Origin of the sequence: Rhizobium lentis (assembly GCF_014200175.1) — a bacterium.
GTDB classification, from domain to species: Bacteria; Pseudomonadota; Alphaproteobacteria; order Rhizobiales; family Rhizobiaceae; genus Rhizobium; species Rhizobium mulingense.
In genome coordinates, this window is sequence record NZ_JACHBD010000020.1 from 25,600 (window position 1) to 44,781 (window position 19,182).

Annotated in this window: 15 protein-coding genes and 2 pseudogenes; 2 read left to right on the forward strand and 15 right to left on the reverse strand. The window is 53.8% G+C overall.

The window, feature by feature from the left end:
• Window positions 1-44: 44 nt before the first annotated feature.
• From GGI60_RS29425 to GGI60_RS32300, 3 genes and pseudogenes are all read right to left on the reverse strand, one after another.
• Window positions 45-695, reverse strand: a pseudogene (locus GGI60_RS29425) (isocitrate lyase); the annotation flags it as partial.
• Window position 696: 1 nt separating this feature from the next.
• A pseudogene (locus GGI60_RS29430) lies at window positions 697-1,228 on the reverse strand (aldehyde dehydrogenase family protein); the annotation flags it as partial.
• A 79-nt stretch (window positions 1,229-1,307) separates the two neighbouring features.
• Complete coding sequence (locus tag GGI60_RS32300; protein WP_246720524.1) at window positions 1,308-1,910, reverse strand: NAD(P)-dependent oxidoreductase; 603 nt, start codon at window positions 1,908-1,910, stop codon at window positions 1,308-1,310.
• Between the two features lie 164 nt (window positions 1,911-2,074).
• Here GGI60_RS32300 and GGI60_RS32555 point away from each other — a divergent pair, with 164 nt between their 5' ends.
• Both GGI60_RS32555 and GGI60_RS29440 read left to right on the forward strand, forming a co-directional pair.
• The gene (locus GGI60_RS32555; protein WP_281414075.1) at window positions 2,075-2,206 is read left to right on the forward strand and encodes a hypothetical protein; all 132 of its coding nucleotides are present in this window, start codon (window positions 2,075-2,077) and stop codon (window positions 2,204-2,206) included.
• 383 nt (window positions 2,207-2,589) lie between these two features.
• Window positions 2,590-3,753 (forward strand): serine hydrolase domain-containing protein, encoded by a 1,164-nt coding sequence (locus GGI60_RS29440; RefSeq protein WP_183919906.1) that lies wholly within the window; start codon window positions 2,590-2,592, stop codon window positions 3,751-3,753.
• A 624-nt stretch (window positions 3,754-4,377) separates the two neighbouring features.
• On the opposite strand, the gene GGI60_RS29445 is transcribed toward GGI60_RS29440, so the two are convergent.
• The 12 genes from GGI60_RS29445 to GGI60_RS29500 all read right to left on the reverse strand — a co-directional run bounded on the left by GGI60_RS29445 (window position 4,378) and on the right by GGI60_RS29500 (window position 18,946).
• A complete protein-coding gene (locus tag GGI60_RS29445; RefSeq protein WP_183919908.1) occupies window positions 4,378-5,433 on the reverse strand; it encodes an ABC transporter ATP-binding protein in 1,056 nt (351 codons plus the stop codon).
• Between the two features lie 12 nt (window positions 5,434-5,445).
• The gene (locus GGI60_RS29450; RefSeq protein ID WP_183919910.1) at window positions 5,446-6,258 is read right to left on the reverse strand and encodes an ABC transporter permease; all 813 of its coding nucleotides are present in this window, start codon (window positions 6,256-6,258) and stop codon (window positions 5,446-5,448) included.
• The gene (locus GGI60_RS29455) at window positions 6,255-7,139 is read right to left on the reverse strand and encodes an ABC transporter permease (protein ID WP_183919912.1); all 885 of its coding nucleotides are present in this window, start codon (window positions 7,137-7,139) and stop codon (window positions 6,255-6,257) included. Before GGI60_RS29455 ends, GGI60_RS29450 begins: the two co-directional genes overlap by 4 nt.
• Window positions 7,140-7,160: 21 nt before the next feature.
• Complete coding sequence (locus tag GGI60_RS29460; protein WP_183919914.1) at window positions 7,161-8,339, reverse strand: M24 family metallopeptidase; 1,179 nt, start codon at window positions 8,337-8,339, stop codon at window positions 7,161-7,163.
• Between the two features lie 13 nt (window positions 8,340-8,352).
• A complete protein-coding gene (locus GGI60_RS29465) occupies window positions 8,353-9,393 on the reverse strand; it encodes an extracellular solute-binding protein (RefSeq protein ID WP_183919916.1) in 1,041 nt (346 codons plus the stop codon).
• A gap of 655 nt (window positions 9,394-10,048) precedes the next feature.
• Complete coding sequence (locus GGI60_RS29470; RefSeq protein WP_183919918.1) at window positions 10,049-11,221, reverse strand: Xaa-Pro peptidase family protein; 1,173 nt, start codon at window positions 11,219-11,221, stop codon at window positions 10,049-10,051.
• Window positions 11,222-11,304: 83 nt separating this feature from the next.
• Window positions 11,305-12,030 (reverse strand): hypothetical protein, encoded by a 726-nt coding sequence (locus GGI60_RS29475; protein ID WP_183919920.1) that lies wholly within the window; start codon window positions 12,028-12,030, stop codon window positions 11,305-11,307.
• Window positions 12,031-12,323: 293 nt separating this feature from the next.
• A complete protein-coding gene (locus GGI60_RS29480) occupies window positions 12,324-13,502 on the reverse strand; it encodes a M24 family metallopeptidase (RefSeq protein WP_183919922.1) in 1,179 nt (392 codons plus the stop codon).
• A gap of 123 nt (window positions 13,503-13,625) precedes the next feature.
• The gene (locus tag GGI60_RS29485) at window positions 13,626-15,401 is read right to left on the reverse strand and encodes an ABC transporter permease subunit (RefSeq protein ID WP_183919924.1); all 1,776 of its coding nucleotides are present in this window, start codon (window positions 15,399-15,401) and stop codon (window positions 13,626-13,628) included.
• A 16-nt stretch (window positions 15,402-15,417) separates the two neighbouring features.
• Window positions 15,418-16,536 carry an ABC transporter ATP-binding protein gene (locus GGI60_RS29490; RefSeq protein WP_183919926.1) on the reverse strand — a complete coding sequence of 373 codons (1,119 nt, stop codon included), beginning with the start codon at window positions 16,534-16,536 and terminating at the stop codon, window positions 15,418-15,420.
• A gap of 80 nt (window positions 16,537-16,616) precedes the next feature.
• Complete coding sequence (locus GGI60_RS29495) at window positions 16,617-17,720, reverse strand: ABC transporter substrate-binding protein (RefSeq protein ID WP_183919928.1); 1,104 nt, start codon at window positions 17,718-17,720, stop codon at window positions 16,617-16,619.
• A gap of 65 nt (window positions 17,721-17,785) precedes the next feature.
• Complete coding sequence (locus tag GGI60_RS29500) at window positions 17,786-18,946, reverse strand: M20 aminoacylase family protein (protein WP_183919930.1); 1,161 nt, start codon at window positions 18,944-18,946, stop codon at window positions 17,786-17,788.
• Between the last annotated feature and the right edge of the window lie 236 nt (window positions 18,947-19,182).

Here is a 19,182-nt window from a genome sequence, read left to right on the forward strand (position 1 = left end):
GCAAGGAGCGTATGACGCCGCCCCTTGCTTCGTTGATGCACCAATCAGGCGGCGAACTGGTTCATGGTGTTGTGAGCGCCACCGGCCTTGAGAGCAGCTTCGCCCGCGAAATACTCCTTGTGGTCGTCGCCCATGTCGGAGCCTGCCATATTTTGGTGTTTTACGCAGGCGATGCCCTGGCGGATTTCCTTGCGCTGGACATTGGCGACGTATCCGAGCATGCCCTGCTCGCCGAAATATTCGCTGGCGAGATTGTCAGTCGAGAGCGCTGCGGTGTGATAGGTCGGCAACGTGATCAGATGATGGAAGATGCCGGCGCGCTTGGACGAATCCCGCTGGAATGTCCTGATCTTTTCATCGGCTTCGCGCGCCAAATCGCTGTCATCATACGGCCCGCTCATCAGCTTCGAACGATCGAACCCGGAGACGTCCTTGCCTTCCTTTTCCCAGGCATCGAAGACCTGCTGCCGGAAGTTCAGGGTTTAATTGAACGAGAGTGAGTTGTTGTAGACCAGCTTGGCGTTCGGGATTTCCTCGCGGATGCGATCCATCATGCTCGCGATCTGCTCGACATGGGGCTTTTCGGTCTCAATCCACAGCAGGTCGGCGCCGTTGTTCAGTGCGTTGATGCAGTCAAGGACGCAACGGTCGGCGCCGGTGCCTTCACGGAACTGGAAGAGGTTGAATCGCAGCTGCAATCAGAGGGGCATTGCCCCCAATTTTCACGGTGTTTGCAGACTGCTCCATGAGAAGTTTGCCCACGCGCGTCGAGCCGGTGAAGGTGATCATCCGAACCAACGGGTTGGACGTCATCTCCGCACCAATGGCGTTCGCATCCCCTGTCACCACGTTTAAGACGCCGTCAGGTATGCCGGCGCGCGCAGCGAGTTCAGCCAAAGCTAAGGCCGAAAACGGTGTGAACTCCGAAGGCTTCAGCACGACTGAACAGCCGGCAGCCAAGGCCGGAGCTGATTTTCGGGTAATCATGGCCGCTGGAAAATTCCATGGGGTAATGGCGGCGACGACACCGATTGGTTGCTAGAGCACCATGATGCGAGACTGTGCGCGGGGTGCAGTATGACATCACCATAAACCCGCTTTGCCTCTTCCGCAAACCACTCCACGAAGGAAGCGGCATAGCGGATTTCGGCTTGGCTCTCCGCCAGCGGCTTGCCCGCTCGGCCGTAAGGATGGATGCAAGGTCCGTCAAGTTGGCTAGGATGATTTCTGCGTCAATGGTCCACTAGTCACGGTGATGATGGATCATTCTGAAAGGGGAAGGCTTTCTCAACTTTCGCACGCCTGAATCAATAGCCAAGTCCTAAATCGACTTCACGGGAAATCGGCCTGCCTTCCAGAAAGTCGCAAACGCTCTGTGTGCCCCAGTGAATGTTTCGCTCCAGGACGTCGTCTGCGTTTGCCGCTTGGTCGTTCGAGCAAATCACGTTGGGATGCTTGTGAACTTCTAATCTGGGCAGGAAGCCCATGGGGAATGTTCGACCGTACTCGTATCGATGCCATACGTCCGCACCATATCCGCGCAGGAGGCCAGAAGTAAGCGCTTCGTGAAGTGCTTGCTCTTGCACTAGACTGCCGCGAGAAACGTTGATCAGAAAGGCAGTTCTCTTCATAGCCTCCATTTCCGGCCGACCGAAGAACTGCGTAGTCTCGCTCGTGCTAGGTGCTGCCAGAACAACGTAGTCGCATTTTGCAAGAACCGAGTGTAACTCATCGATCCCATACATGCGGTCGACATGTTCAACTGGCTGATGCTTGTTGCGTCGCACGCCCAGAACCGTCATGTCGAAGCCTTTAGCATGCCTCGCTATGCGGCCTCCGATACTTCCGACGCCGATAATTCCAATAGTTCGGCCGGAGAGCACAGCCGAGCGATACTCGTCGGCGTACAAGGGGACAATCGTCTGCCCTCTTGGGCTACCTGGTGTTTAAAGACGGTCTTCTTGGCTAGCGCGAGAGCGAACATGAGTGCTTGCTCTGCGACCGCAACTGCATTCGCGCCTCGTATGTTTGCGAGCTTGATGCCTCTCTGTCTAAAATGCGAGAGCGCTCCGATATGATCAAGATCATCACAGCCGGAGTGAAGCCAGCAGAAAAACTTAAGCTTCTCGGCAATCTCCAGAATGCCCTTCGGCAGCGCAAACCCAATGAAAACTTCGGCATCGATCGCGTGGGAGGCCAAGTCTGAATAAGTGGCCTCAAAACGAGAAAAATACTCTCCTCTCGCGGCTACCACCTCTGCCGCTTGTGGAAGGGAATTCCGAACTTGACGCAGCTCGGAGTCCGTAGCGTGCCATATGCAAAGGACTTTCATAGTTATGATCCTACGCAAGAGTCGTTCGTGAGGAACCCAACCAGCTAGTATCGCGCACCGGCCGAGTTGCTGTGCAGATGAACAATGCAGCTCCGTCAATTTAAACAGCGTCCCGACGCCGTTTCCACGCAAAATCTAGGCGTCCTTTGAGTAAGTCCGTGAAAATTCGACAAATTTCGCGGGAAATCGGCGGTAAGTGTACCCCAGGATGGCGGCAAAGAAGGGCGAGTTTGCCACGAACTAGTGAGGATAGACCAATGGATGAACAGTATAGGTCTCAACGCGGCGGGCTTGCGCTCCCGCCAAGAGGTATCGCGTATCATTGGACACCTGAGCAACAGATTGTCGGCTACCGAGAAAGGGCGCGCATCGAACCGGTCCGGGTAGTCGGTCGCGGAGGTCAAGTTCGTCGCTTTTCTCTCGCGGTCCAACAAATCTCGCCGAAGTGGCACTTTGAAGGTAAGGACCTGAGTGTCGATGACTACATGGCAGCCACACGAGCGTCGGGCGTGATAGTCTTAAAGGACGGCAACATACTGTTGGAGCGTTACGGCTTAGGGAGAACAGCAGAAGATAGGTGGGATGTGCAGTCCGTCTCTAAGTCGGTAACTGCCATCTTGTTAGGCGCTGCGGTTCATGACGGTTCTATTCGTAGCATGGGCGATCTCGTCACAGATTATGTTCCAGAGCTTAAGGGAAGTGCTTACGACGATGTCACGATCCATCAGCTCGCAACAATGACTTCAGGCGTGAAATGGGATGAAGATTACGTCGACCCGAACGGTCTTGGCAGCAGGCAGTGGAAAGAACCTTACGTCAATGAAGTGAACCCTACCGTATCCTTCATGTCCCGGCTTCCAAGAGTAAACACGCCCGGCAACCAATTCGTCTACTCTTCCGCTGATACCGATCTTGCGGGAATTGTTGTGTCAAACGCAGTTCGTAAGTCGCTTTCGGAGTATTTGTCGGACAGGCTCTGGCAGCTCTTCGGCATGGAATCCGAAGCGTACTGGATAGTCGACGCTGCCGGACATGAACGGGGCGGATCTGGAATATCAATGCGACTTCGCGATCAGGCACGTGTCGGCCTCTTTGTATTGGAAGGTGGCGCAGCTGGAGGAGAGCAAATTCTCCCGCCCGCCTGGCTTGAACAAGCTACTAGTAAATTGGTCTCTTCCTCCGAGGGTTCCGGTTACGGCTATTTCTGGTGGCTTTATAAGCATGGCTTCGCTGCCAGAGGGCATGCAGGGCAAGCAATTTATATCTACCCGCGAGAGAAAGTGGTAATCGCGATTAGTTCTGCTTGGCTCGAGGACGCACAGCCCAACCGACCGGATTACTGGAAAATGTGTGAGACTTTTTGTGAGGCAATGCGTGTCACTGCTGCAGCCTACTCGGACACTCGATTCCGGGCGGTCTAACCAGTGATGGCCTGAATTAAGGCCGTACCCGGGGTGTCTGCTATCATCCCGTCGGGGAGGGTTGAACCGGCCTTTGGGCACGTTCGACTTGTAAATTCTGGGTCTCAGTTGGATTGGGTGCGAATGAACGTGTCATAAACTGCCTGTCGTACTGAGGGTTGAAATTGAAATATCTCCCCAGCCATAAAGCGCGACGATCCGCGTTCGTGCTGGTGACGTCGAGCGCGGCCTCTCCTCCTAGTGGGGATCATTGCCGTCGTTGGATTGCGTGGCCATCTAGTAGGGAGAGAATTTCGACGGCGCTGTGACCTTTCAGGCGCTGCGAGGCTGCCGATACCAAGAGCCTACTCAAGGCTCTGCAGCAATGCCGGGATCCGGACATAAAGGACCGAATTATCCTGACCTTGTCCCTTGTCCCCAAGGTTTATCCAGTTTTGAGATCGCTCCGGCGGTTATTGACGCGCTGCCCAACCGGAACTGGAATTTTCCGGGGTTATGGCTCTGTGTGCCGAAGAGCCATTCAGCAGCGATATCGGCACCTTTGCCGATCGCGCTGTGTGGTCGGAATTCGTTAGTCTCACGCTCAAACTGAAGCGACCGCCGTGGGCGGCATGTCGTGTGTGGCTATTGCTTTTCACTTGGACGCAGGATTTTCACTCGACGAGGATCGATGGTGACCGAAAGCGACGCGCCCGGTGCAGGACTGATTTCGCTTGGGAAGCGACCATCCATTAGGAGATTGAGGGAACCGATCCTAATTACGGTTCGGTAAGAGTACCCAAGATAGCTGCTGCTCACCACGGTCGCTTTGAAAACCGGCTCCTTATCCAGTCCGGTCGCCAGTTTAATTGCTTCGGGCCTGATCATCGCTACGGCGTCGCCAACAGGCGCGTCGAAGGGCAGTTTTAGTTCGGCATCCAAGACCAACTGGCCGCTTGAATCAGTCCTAGCTGGAACCACGTTGCAGGCGCCGATGAATTCGGCCACGAATCTTGTCTTCGGTGCGTCGTATATCTCTGAAGGCGTACCGGTCTGCTCAACGGCCCCTTTACTCATGACAACAATTTTATCCGCGATAGCCAGCGCCTCTTCTTGGTCATGGGTGACAAAGAGAGTCGTGATGTTTACCCGCTTGATGAGCGAATGCATTTCCTCGCGCAAGCGTAATCGTAGTTGTGCGTCCAGATTGGAAAAGGGTTCATCCAAAAGCAACACCGCCGGCCGAACAGCGAGTGCACGGGCGAGCGCCACCCGCTGCTGCTGGCCTCCTGATAGTTCCTTCGGATAACGCCGCCGCATGGCTTCCAGCTCGGTCAAATTGAGCATCTCGTCGACGCGCCGGCGCTTTGCCGCCTTTTCCATTTTCCGGTTGTCCAGACCGAACGCAATGTTCTGCTCCACAGTCATATGCGGAAACAAACCGTAGCTTTGGAATACCATACCCGTATCTCGTCGGTAAGGCGGAGCAACGGTAACGTCGTTGCCGGAAATAAGAACCGCCCCGCCAGTCGGCTCAACGAATCCCGCGACCATTCGAAGCGTTGTCGTCTTCCCGCATCCGGACGGCCCCAGCAGACAAACGATCTCGCCGTGATGCATCTCCAGAGAAAAATTCTCGACGGCGACATAGTCGCCATAGGTTTTCCGAATGTTCCGGAGCGAAACGACAGATTGGGTCATGTAATCTTTCCTTCAGCGGCCAATAACCTGGCTGACGCCAACAAGCTTTTCAATCATCAGGATTACTCCAAGAGTAACTGCGATAACGACACTGGAGACAGCGGCTACTGTTGGGTCGTAGCTGCTCTCAACAAATGCGAAGATCTGCACTGGAAGGGTAATCGTTGAAGTACTTGCCAAAAACACCGACAGCGTGACGTTCCCGAATGAGGTGACGAAGGCGAACACTGCGGCGGCGACGAGACTCGGCATGAGCAGTGGAAGTGACACGCGCATTGTCGTTCGCAGCGGTGACGCGCCGAGGTTCAATGCGGCCTCTTCCAGCGTTTTGTTGATCAAGCCTATGCCGGTAGACAATGTGCGCACGACGTAGGGCAGCATAATCAAAACATGACTTAGGAGTAGGCCGGTAAATGATTGACTGAGGCCGAGCCACGAAAACAATTGAAGAAGCGCCAGACCCAGTACGACCATCGGAATTATGATCGGAGAGAGGAGCAGGGAGGAGAACATCGAGCTCAAGGGGAACTTGAAACGATCCAGCACGAAGGCACTGGCGAAGCCAAGCAGAAGCGAGACGACCGTCGCAAACGTCGCCAAGTAAACGCTAGTCCATAGGGCGACCATAAATTGTTGGTTTTGCCACACCTGCGCGTACCAGCGAAAGGAGAAGCCCTGGGGCGGGAACTTTAATAGTTCGCCTGAATTGAAAGATGCTCCAATGACAATCACCGCAGGTGTAAGCATCATTGAATAAACAAATCCTCGCACAGCGAGACCGCCATAGCGTAACACCTTGTCGGAGAGGTCAAACTGGCTCATCATCGTCCGACATTCCTCATGATTATATTGGCTCCCCTAATGGACGTCAGTAGAAGGATGGTCATCACAAGTAGGATGATCGACATGGCCGCACCCAAGGGCCAGTTCAAGAGCACCATAATCTGCTCGTAGATCATTGCGCCAATCATCTGTACGCGGTTGCCACCAACAAGTCTGGGCGTGATAAATGCCGAAATCGTCAGGATGAATACCAACAACATCCCCGATGTGATCCCAGGGGCGGCAATCGGAATTATGACCCTTCTAAAGGTTGTAAGCCGATTGGCCCCAAGATTTGCGGACGCCTCCTCAAGGACCGTATCGATTTGCGACACGACTCCCATTACCGACAGAATCATGAACGGTAGGAACTGTTGGACTAAGACGAAAATCACCGAAGCATGATTGAACACCATTCGGACTGGCGATTCCACAATCCCAACGGCCAAAAGTATGTCGTTTATCAAGCCGGACCGGCCGAGGACTACCAGCCAACCGAAGACTACAACTACCAAGCTAAGCGTCATAGGCAGAACAACTGCGATCAACCGCCAGCGGCGCTTCTTTGCAGGAAGCCTAGCCAGCGAGTATCCGACTGGGAAACCGAGAACTGCGCAAATAGCGGATACAGCAACCCCCAAACCTAACGTTTCAATGAGGACCGAAAAGAAGGTGCTATCAGATAGAAGCAATCGGAACTGCATCGGGCTGAAACCTTCGGCTCCGATCGACCGTTCACCTGGGTAAAGGCTGATTCTCACCAATCCGAAGAATGGCAGAATGAGGAATACCAACAGGTACAACCCGGGAAGCGCTATTAGCGCGGCGAACCAGAGTCGCTGTCGATCTTTCGGCACCAAGGGTGTTTGCGATAAAATGTTCATATAGGACCACGTAGGACTGGGTTACGTCTTTGCCGCAAGCGATCGGTCGTACTGAGTAAGAGGTTCATTCCCTTCTTTAGTTACTAGAAACGATTGAGTGATCGCAATTCCAGTACTGTCGAGCCACAAACCCGACATGCAGTGAAACGCCATGCCAGGTTGGAGAACGGTCTTGTCTCCCGGGCGCAGGCTCGCAGTTCTCTCACCCCACGTCGGGGGGAAGCCAATCCCGATCGAGTAGCCAAGCCGAGCTTCCTTCTCGAAACCGTGCTTTGCAATAGATCTCCGCCAAACCAACTCCACTTCCTCAGCTGTCATGCCGGGCTTGATATGATCCATTGTGGTGTTGAGACCTTCCACCACTGCATCCGCGAGACGAATGTAGCTGTCGGGGGGGAGACCTAGATAGACTGTTCGCGAGATCGGGCAGTGGTAATGAAGACGCGAGCCGGCAATCTCGATGTTCAAGGCACTATTGTTCTGAAGCGGCTGATCGGTCCACAAACCATGAGGAGTGCGGACTCTCTCTCCAGCGCAGAAATGCGGTGGACTTGTCGTATAGACACCACCGTATTCCGGAGTACCGGAGATTTGGGTCTTGTAAATGCCTGCGACGACATCACATTCTCGTACTCCCGGAGCACACCTATCGATTGCCGCCGCGATTGCTGCGTCCGCAATTCGCCCGGCTTGACGCATGTAAGCCTGCTCCGCATCGCTCTTGATAAGTCGCACCCTATTTACAAGCAGTTCGCCGTCCGCGAATCGAGCGTTAGGATTATATCGTACGAATTCCGCATGGATGCGAGCGGTGTAGTAGTAGGCGCCCATCTCCACGGCAATGACGCCTCGATCGAGCCCGCGTTCCCGCAGGATGTGCGAGGCTGGTTCAGCAGGGTGGCAGGTGCTGGATTGGACGTAGTGATCTGGGTAGGCGCAGATATTCTCCTCTTTCAAATAGGTGGTGTCACGAGCGGACACGGCGTCCTGAAAGCGACCAATCCAGATCGGTTCATCCAAATCACATGATACGACGATGAAGAGCGGCGCGTAAAATGACCATGCATCAAAGCCTGTTAGGTAGAATATATTCGCAGGATCCGACAGAATAAGAGTGTCAAATCCAGACCTCTGCATTTCTTGCTTTGTTGCAAATAAGCGAGATTTGTACTCGTTTTCGGTGAAATAAAGAGCTGGCATCCGTCACTCCAAATTAGCGCATTTCACGATTGAATCGAGAGAACCACGAAGCGCGGTTCTCCGCGACCTTCCTCCAGTTAACTGGCTTGATCATTTTTGCGCGTTCGCCGTAGGTCAAAATCGTACTTGCGACGTCGTCGGGGAGTTGAACGTCCGTCGTCGGGCCGAACCGGAAGAACCTGGCGATTTCGCCGACGAGTTCCCCAGACATTGCCTGCTCGATAAAAGCTCTGACTGCCTCGGGGTGTTTTGAGTTCTTGACGGGATTGAAGTATGAACGAACTGCGTACAAGCCTTCGGTCGGCGCTACCAGCTCCAATGGCATACCAGCGAGGCGCAATGCATGAACGCGACCGTCCCAAAGCCCCCCAGCCCATATCTCCTCCTGCTGAAAAAGTTGCTGTAAGTTTACCGTCGATGGCGTTGTGGATGCTACGTTCGGCGCGATCTTCGCCAGCGCAGTGAAGCCCGGATCAATGTTGTCCATTCCTCCGCCGTTGCCCTCGGCCAAGGCTATCAAAAAGAGTAAACCGCCCGTATTTTCGAGATTGAACATCCCAACTCGATCTTTGAGAACGGGGCGGGCTAGATCCGCGAAGGAGGTCAATGGCTCCTTCACATGATCGGTGTTGTACGTCAAAACCATTGATGCCACTGCAATCGGTATACCGTAGTCGTCGAACTCACGCATCCCCGGACGGAGTCTAGAAACGCCTGGTACGGAATCATTGGTAATTGGCTCGATTACGCCCGCTGTAATCAACTCAGGCAAAGATGGGCTATCGCACAATATGATGTCGTAAGGTGGATTGTCGGGAGTTGCGATTACCTTCGCAACGGCAGCTTGACTAGCCCCCGGTGTGAACACGACTTTAAGGCCGGTCCGCTCAAAAAGAGGTTTCGAAATAAACTCTGTCATCAACCGGTCGTAGTCTCCTCCATATCCGTTGACTTGCAACGTAATGTCGGAAAACGACTTGTCCTGAGCTCTAAGTATCGCCGGGGCGGCGAGCGCCGAAGCAACTGATAGGCTGATGAATTCTCTACGACGCATGGCGTTTGCGCTCCCCTTTTTTAATTTGTCACGAAGAACTATACCAACAGCCTCCGGGCGATTTTCTGCGAACTTTTGGCGCACAATGCAGGGTTCCTGCACATCGGGCCCACCTTTCGCTGAAACTGCGCAAGAGGTAGGAAGATTGCCCCCACGTTGGCACGCGCGTCGACGAGTATTTGATCCCGCCAGACCGGTCGGCTCTGGCGATTAATGCGCAGAATGCTCATCGAGCGCTGATGCTTGCCTGGCGACCAGGCGACCCTCGCATGTATCCGTCCTGCGAAGTTAGCGGGGATTATGATTTCTGCGCGTTGGCCGTGATCTGTTCGAGCTTTTCCGGGTCCGACTGCTCATCGGCGAGGAGACCAGATTGAATTAGTCTGCCAACGCGAGTTGCACTAATCTTCGTCCCACGCGCAGTGCATAGTCGGGAGGCCACGCGCCCGATCGCCAGGACACGAACCTGCCAGATGCGTGGGCTTTAGAACGATGGCATCGAACTCCTCGGCGCATCATCAGGTGTGTACATACAGTAAGTGACCCGGCGCCGAAGCCTGCCAACGGCCAAGGGTTCGGAGCTTAGTACCCGTGGTCCTTTAACGGGGTACTTTACGTCCGAACCCTTACGATGTTCTCATGTGATTTGTCGCGCTTACGAAATCACGTAAATCTGCCGAGGAGCCCTGGTTAAGACCTCGACCCCTGAGGGGGTAACACGGAATGTTTCACTAATGACATAGCCGAAATCTTCATCGATCCAATTGCCCAACATTAGGTGAAACGTCATGTTCGGCTTAAGGGCGGTCAGGTCGCCGTCCCTAAGGCTGGCTGTAGGTTCTGTCCAACCGATGCCTTGCGCGTAGCCGCAGCGCGACTCTTTTTTGAGGCCTTTTCCTTCAATCGTTCGGTAAAAAGCATTTGCGACGTCGCTGCACGTAGCGCCTGGCTGAACAGCTTGAAGCGCAGCCTCGAGCCCTTCCAGTTGAATGTCATGAACCCTGCGGAGCCGATCCGATGGCGTACCAATGGAATATGTTCGCATCAGTGCGGCGCAGTACCCATGACGAGAGCCCGCAACTTCGATATTTACTTGAGATCCCTCGCGAAGAATATCTTCGCTCCAAGGAATGTGACATGTGCCAGTGCGAGGAGAAGTGCACATCACAATCTCCTCAAGTCTCGTGCCCGGCTTTCCGTTCACGCCGCGAATTAGAGTGGATGCTATTTCCGCGCAAGCGTCAGCTTCGCGCACTCCTGGGCGGAGGACTTCAGCAGCGCGCGCGATTGCAGCATCTGAGATCGCTGCTGCCTCGCGCATGACTTCGATCTCGAAGTCGGACTTGACCAACCGCACCCAGGTGACCATTTTAGTGCAGTCAACAAACCGCGTACTTGCTAATCGGCGCTTTAACTTGTCGACCGTGAGCGTTGAAAGGTTGTACTGTTCGATCCCTATTCCGTGTTTTTCCAGACCTGCCGCCTGAAGATAGTCAACGACAGCATCATAACCATCTTTTGAAGGGTGAGCGATCAACTCTTCCGGATAACCGATGATCTTGTCACGACTCATGAAGCACTGATGAAGTGCTGCGGGTGCATCCATGCGACGTAGTATGAAGACAGGCTCTTCTTCATCTGCTGCCACCACCAGCGCTTGAGGGACATAAGCGGACCTTGCCGTGTATCCCGTGAGGTACGTAATATTGTGCTGGTCGGATACCACAAGTACCGAGATGTCCCGGTCGGCCATTTCAGACTTAACAAGTGAAAGTCGCCGCAGGTACTCGTTTCGGGGAAACGCCTGCGGTCCTCTGCTAATCGCCATAATTGATATTTCCTCAGATCGCGAAAACATTCGAATGTGTGGCTGGGCGGGTCGCTTGTTCCTCACATCAGCGGATTTTTGGTTTAGTCTGACTCGTCACCCGGTGTGACGGACTCCATTACCATTCGGCACAATGTCGTGACATCGTACACTGGGAGACCCGTAAAACGACGAACTGGTTGTGCGATCCGCGGGAACATGGTGCATTCGAGCAAAATTGCGCGGATTTCAGGATGGATCAGTCGTAGTTTTTCAATGCATGCACAGACGTCTTGTTCGAGGATGACTGCGTCTGTCGGATCCGGCGGGCGTTTCATCTCATTTATCCAAGTTTGACTATGCTCCAATCCGCCGATGACGACCCGAGCCTCTTCAGATGGATCACTGAGGCCCAACAGTTCCTTCCCACAATGCGTGGCGTCGAAAGTTAAAACTGCCAGCTTAGCCTCGGCCGGCAACTGACGGAGTATCATCGGTACCAACATCAGTGCCGACACTGCCGCTGGGATCTCGACTGCGGCTGCTACCGCGGCTTGATGACGAATCGAGAAGCCGCAATCCGCGGCTATTGCGGAGGCGCCACGCTCCGCGAGTCGCTGTGCGGCGGCAATGAACGGTGCTTCCAGCGCCGGATCACCACGGACGACCACTTCCGCCCAAGCGCCTGGGACGGTCTCTCTGATGGTCGGAAACTCGAAGGTTGCTGGGTGATGCAACGATCCCACCGGGGAGGGCGCATCTGGAACAAAACCGGGTTCTAGGTCCAATATGCCGAGTACATGCCCGCGCTGTTTTTGATTTAGGGACACTGCGTTCTCCTTGGTTCGGAGGTAGACGGTCGAATACGTCTACCAGGTTTCTTGAAGGCGGTGGTTCCGCGCAAGCGACCTTACGACAGTTCATTCGGCAAGCCCGTCGCGCCTGAATTTATGGTGCGTAGCTGATCGTTCATGCCCGCCCGATCGATAGCGATAGTTGATGGTCACGTCATGTGACCCGATTAGTCGGAATCAACGTGAGCCACTCGAGGAGTGCCTACACTGGACGCGGCCCATAAATAGCACAGTATTAGGGTCCGCAGTCACATCGAGAAGGTTGCATCTCAAGGTTTGGTTATCAGCTGTCGCTCAAATTGCGTCAGAGGTTCGTTTCCGCTATCCGTCACAAGGAACGATTGAGTAATTGCGATCCCGGTATCCTCCAGCCACAGGCCAGACATGCAATGGAAGGCCATGCCGGATCGCAATACAGTCTTGTCTCCGGGGCGCAGGCTCGCGGTGCGTTCCCCCCATGTAGGCGGAAACCCGAGACCAATAGAGTAACCGAGCCGGGCTTCCTTCTCAAAGCCATGTTTGGCGATGGATCGCCGCCAAACCAGCTCGACCTCTTCGGCCGCTATGCCCGGGCGAATGCTGTCCATAGTCTTGTTCAAGCCCTCAACCACGGCCTCTGCCAATCGCAGGTAACCGTCCGGAGGCCTGCCAAGGAATACAGTGCGGGTAATCGGGCAATGATAGTGCAGGCGAGATCCGGCAATCTCAATGTTCAGCGGTCTGTTGTTTACAAGCGGTTTATCCGTCCATAAGCCGTGGGGCGTCCGAACTCTTTCGGCCGCGCAAAAATGTGGCGGACTGGTCGTGTAGACGCCTCCTGCCTCAGGTGAACCTGATATCTGGGCTTGGTATATTTCTGCGACTACATCGCATTCCCGCACGCCAGGGGCGCATCTCTCTACTGCGGCCGTCATAGCCCCGTCGACAATACGTCCGGCCTGACGCATATAAGCCTGCTCTGCAACGCTCTTCACGAGCCTAACACGATTGACCAGAAGCTCGGCGTCGTGAAAGCGAGCATTAGGAAGGTGTTTTATAAATTCAGCATGGATGCGTGCGGTGTAGTAATATGCACCCATTTCGACGCCAATAGCGCCCCTGTCCAAACCGCGCGCCTGCAAAATCTCGCAGGTCGGCTGCACTGGGTGTGAAGTGTTCGATTGAACAAAACTATCGGGATAGGCTTGGATGTTCTCTTCTCGCAGATAAGTAGTGTCGCGAGCGGAGACCGCATCCATGAACCGCCCGATCCACATCGGCTCATCTTCATAGCAAGACACAACCAGGAACAGTGGCGAGTAAAATGCCCACGCATCGAATCCGGTAAGATAGAAGATGTTTGCAGGGTCTGAAAGAATGAGTGTATCAGCACCCAATCTCTGCATCTCCACCTTCGTCGCCTCCAATCGGGCCTTGTATTCTGCTTCGGCGAAGTAAAGAGCTGGCATAGTGCCTCCGTGGGTAAAGTCTTTTTGAAGCTGGCGCATTGCAATGTTGGAACCACGATGCCAGGCTATGTTCGCAGTCTGGCATTGGTCGCAAAGTTCCGGCCACCTAACTATTGCGCAACGTCAGATTTCGCTTTTGGCTATAGCCGGCTGAGCACGCTCTCCCGCCCTCCACCACATGACGTAGAGCGCGATCATCCAAAGGATCGGCAAAAGGGTGAGCAGCGAGGCCACTGCGGCGACAGTTGGGTCGATTTCGTTGCGGATGTTGTTCCACATCTTCAGCGGCAAGGTTTGTACGGAATAACCGCTGACAAATGAAGTGATTACCACCTCTCCGAACGAGTGAATAAAAGCGAAAAGCGCGCTGCCGATGATCGCTGGACGTATTATCGGCAGAGTGATTTTCATGAAGGCAGTGAGAGGTCGCGCTTTCATGCTGTTGGCGGCTCGCACGAGCTGTTTGTCAAAGTCGACCAGTGTTGCCGATACAATTACCACGACGTAGCCAATTGCTCCGACCGTGTGTGTCAATACGATCCCTCTCTCGGTGCCTATGAGGCCGAGGTTTGCTAGTCCAAAGTAGCTTGCAACGCCTACAACAATGACAGGTATAATGATTGGCGTTAAAATTGCCGTAGTCATGACGTTGCGCACGCCTGGTGCGAAACGGTTTAGCCCAAAAGCCGCCAGAGTGCCTGCCACAGTCGCTAAAATTGAGACGGCAAGGCCGATTTTGATGCTGAGGAGAGCCGTGCCGTACCAGGAAGCGTCGCTGAAAAATGACCTGTACCATTGGAGCGAGAGACCTGGCGGCGGGAATTGAAGGGTCTGCCCGTCGCTGAATGACATGACAACCACAACTATCGAGGGGAACAGCAGATAGAATGAGACGAGCACCAAGGAAGTCCAGCTTACTATTTTGGAAAATCGCCTATTAGACTGCATTCGATGGACCTGCAGCGGCCAACTCTTCGCTTTGGAACCCACAGCTATTTCGTTCGCATAGCCTCTGATACGGTTCAGAAATGTGATCCGGCTAAACCAACCCACTCGCGGTTTGAACTCTACTTTTCTGGAGCCTGCAGGATTGAGTCGAAACGTAGCAAGAACGATCACAGCAATCGCAAGGAGAACGAACGAGGAGGCGCTAATCGTAGCCATACTAAAGCCTGTAGATGCTTGCGCAGCTATAGACGTAGAGAGCATTGCATCGCCCAAGCCCCCTAGCGCGGTCGGCGTCACGTAGAACCCCAAGCAGAGCACGAAAACCAGCAGCGTGCCGCTGCGCACGCCGGGCATGCTTAGAGGAAAATAGACGCGCCAGAAAGCTGTTGAGGGTCTTGCGCCCATACTTTTTGCTGCGGCGACCAGGGAATTGTTTATGCTCGTCATTACGCTCAGAAGAGGGAGAATGATCATAGGTAGCATGATGTGAACCATGCCGACGTAAACAGCGACGCGGTTGTAAATTAGTGGAAGTGGACTGGAGATCAGGCCAAGTTCAGTCAAGACACTGTTGATGAGGCCGGCATCACCGAGGATAACGACCCATGAGTAAGTCCGCGCAAGATCGCTAGTCAGGTAAGGAATCACGACCAGTACGATCAAAATGACTCTCGTTTTCTTCGGAGCTGAAGCTATCAAGTATGCGGTCGGGTACCCGATCAACAAACAGATGACCGTTGCTACGGTGCTAATCTCGAGCGTCTGGATTAAGATACGTATGTTGGCTTTCTGTTCGAGAAAAGCATAGTAGTTCTGCAGGTTGAATCCGGGAGCATTCACGCTCTCCAGAAAAAGCTGCACAATCGGTATACCAAACACGATGGTGAGGATCGCGAGGGCAGGCACCAAAAGCGCAAACGGGGATCTCAGAATTCTCTGGACGGGTTGCATTGTGGATTGCCTCTGGTTATGCGCTTAATAGACGGACATCAGCGCGCAGCCAATCAAGGCAAACAGCATCACCTGGCCGAAAGATATCCTGCCCAGACGCGACGTGTTCTCGCACTATGATTAAATGATCGCCGACTCGCACCTGATATTTTCTAAGCGGTCCAGCATAAATCATATCTTCAACAGTGCCGTTCACAACGCAGCGCTGTGTTTGATCCGGCAGGGCCGTCGGCTTTGATTTAAAGATGCGAACACGCTCAGGCCGGATCATCGAAACAGTATTCTGCGTCGCTTTCTCACGATCCAACTCCAGACAATCAAGTAAATTCGCCTCGCCTAGGAAGTTCGCCACGAAGCGACTTTCGGGACGGTCATACAGTTCTTCAGGAGTGCCCGACTGTTCGATCCGGCCTCCCCGCATGACGATAATTCGGTCAGACAGTGTAAGCGCTTCCTCCTGATCGTGCGTCACGCAAATGGTCGTTTTTCCGAACTCCCGATGAAGGCTCTTGATCTCACCCTGCATCTGCTCCCGCAGGTTCCTATCAAGGGCACCGAGAGGCTCGTCCAGCAGAAGAACCGGAGGGTCGGCAATAAGCGCTCGAGCCAAGGCCACCCGTTGCTGTTGACCACCGCTGAGCTGAGAAGGCAAGCGCTCACCGAAGTCTTCCAGATGGACTCGCTTAAGCATTCGTTGAACCAGAGATGCCCGTGCGGCAGCTTTCACGCCTCGCATTTCCAACGGAAATTCCAGGTTGCGGTGCACCGTCAGATGAGGAAATAGAGCATAGTTTTGAAAGACAATTCCTTGATCTCGGCCATAGGACGGTACTGCGGTCACGGATTTGCCAGAAATGAGGATCTCACCACTAGTGGGGGCTTCAAATCCCGCAAGCATCATCAAGGCAGTGGTCTTGCCAGAACCACTGGGACCTAGAATTGTCAGAAATTCCCCTTGTTTCACGCTAAGAGAAAAATCTGTTACTGCGCCGATCGGGCCGTACATTTTTGTAACGTTACGAAACTCGATCTGCGGAGAAGCGGCGTCTTTCAATACTTCATCCTCTATTGATCCTGGTTTGTGCAGCTTAATTGCAGCTGCAGCGCCCAAGCGCGTCGGTGCGGTCGAATGCATGGCACCATTCCCACTTCTATGTGCTGGCCGGATGGAAGCCAGCGAGCCTCAGTCACAGACCCGCTGGCAGGCGATTGATATTACTGCGAAACCCAATCGGTCCAGCGCTGTACGAGGCGCTGAACATTCGTGAGACCGTCAGAACCGACTTCCGCATACCACGGCCCGTTAAGTAGAATGGAATTCTGCAGGTACTTAGGATGATTTGGAAGCTTCAGCGCGATATCTTCCGGCAGCAGCTTAATTGCATTCCGGTTAATCGGGCCCGTGGGATATATTTTTGCGAACGCTGCTTGGTTTTCTGCTCGGCAAACAAACTCGACGAATTTTTGGGCGTTTTCAACGTTTGGACCGTTCTTCGGAATCGCCCAAGTGTCAAAAGTCAATTTCGCCTGGTTGCGGCTCATTTCAAGTGGACCACCCTGGTCGATCGCCGCCAAAGCGCGGCCATCGTAAGCCATCATGAGGTCACCCGACCCACTGAGCATCAGCTGCTGAATCTCGGAGCCCGAAGTCCACCACTTTCGGACATGGGGCTTGATCTTGTCGAGACTCGCGAAGATTCGGTCAATGTCCATCGGATAGAGCTTGTCGGGTGAAACGCCATCGGCAAGGAGAGCTTCTTCCCAGGGGCCCTCCGATCCCCATTGCCCTGATACCAAGTACCGCACACCCGGGAACTTTTCTACGTCCCAGTACTCCGCCCAGGTGTTCGGGCGGGGCTTATCATGCGGATATTTCTTTGTGTTATAGACCATATTGAAGCTATAGAAGTAGAAACCAATCCCATACTCGTGTTTGGTTTCAGGAACTAGGGCTTCGAGGTCCTCGCTCTTGAAGAGTGAGTAGTCGATTTTTTCTAGATATCCTTTGCTGGCGGTCTGCAGAAACGAGCCTTGACTTAGCGGACCGACATCAATTGTGACGCTGTTTGATTTCTGCATCAACTCAATCTGTGCACCCGAGAAGTCTTCTGAGATCGGAATGCATTTGATCCCGGTTTCGGCTTCGAAAGGCTTTAGGTAAGCTTCAACAACGCTCTTGCCAACTTGTCCTCCATAGGTTGCAACGCGTAGCTCTCCTGGCGTTTGTGCCAATACCCGTCCTGCGGGGGCCGCCAAGACGCCGACCGCAAGAGCGGACGAGGCTTGCATAAAACGTCTGCGATTTATCGATATACTCATGGTCGTTCCCTCTGATTTTCCACCTTCGTGGCGGATTGTTAAACTTTAGATCTCGTGACGGTCTGTTAAGCTAGAACCTTCTCAACCAAGTTGACCCAGTAACCAATGCCGTAAGGCAAAGCTTCATCGTCGAAGTCATATGCCGGGTTATGGCAAGACGCAGTCGAACCGTTGCCTAGGAAAATGTAGGAACCTGGCCGAGCCTCAAGCATGTAGGCGAAGTCTTCCGATCCCATTCCTGGCTTAATGCGGTCGTCGACGGCCGCAGCGCCAACCAGGTTGCGAGCAGCTTGAACTGCCAGATTGGTTTCCGCCTCATGATTCACAGTTACGGGCTCAAGACGACGATACTTGAACTCGATGTCCGCGCCAAAACCGCGGGCAATTCCTTGTGCAGCCGTGGGGATTGCAGTCTCGGCGAAGTTGCGCAATTGCGGCACGAGAGTTCGAACTGTGCCGGAGATTTCCGCCTGCTGTGGAGTGATGTTATAGGCCTCTCCCGCATGCATCTTGGTCACTGAGATGACCAGCGCCTCAAGAGGATCCGTGCTGCGCGAGACTAGCATCTGCAAACCGACGATGATTTGGGCACCGATGACAATAGGGTCAATATTCTCGTGGGGTGTTGCGGGATGCCCACCTCTTCCTTTGACGATTAGATCGAATTCGTCGAGGCCTGCCTGGATCGGGCCATTGCATATACTGAATTTGCCAACATCCAGACCGGGGCGATTGTGCATTCCAAACACCTGCGATATGCTGAAGCGCTCCATCACGCCCTCCTGCACCATCCTTTCACCGCCTCTTCCATCTTCCTCAGCGGGCTGGAAAATGAGAGCGACGGTACCTTTAAAATTGCGAGAGCGGGCGAGATGTTTTGCGGCGCCGAGAAGCATGGCCGTGTGACCGTCATGGCCGCAGGCATGCATTTTCCCTGGAACCCTCGACGTCCACGGTTTATTAGACTCTTCCTTAATCGGTAGAGCATCCATATCCGCACGCAATCCAATTGTCGGACCGTCTCCCAATTCACCCTGGATCAGTGCAATGACGCCGGTTTCCGCAATCCCGGTTTCGATATGATTGATTCCGAAAGAGGCGAGCTTTTCAGCAACAAACTTCGAAGTGTCATGCAGCGCATAATCAAGCTCAGGATGTTCATGAAGATAACGACGCCATTCCGCTACCTCATCCTGGTAGTGCTTGAAGTTTTCGACGCCGCGCATGTCTAATCCTCTTCTCTCTAACTGAATTGAAGCGAGTCTACAGCGTTGCGCGCAGACCGTTTACATCTCCTTCCACAGCGGAAGGCTTACCTCTCGCGAGTTCGATCCTCGAAGAGATGCTGCGGCGAAATTGCGCGATATGCGGGTGCTGGTCGCCACAATCTGTCGCTGTACTGCGGGACGATTAGCCAAGTTCCCGATCTTATTTCTTGAACGCTCTAAATGGGCGCTTCTTC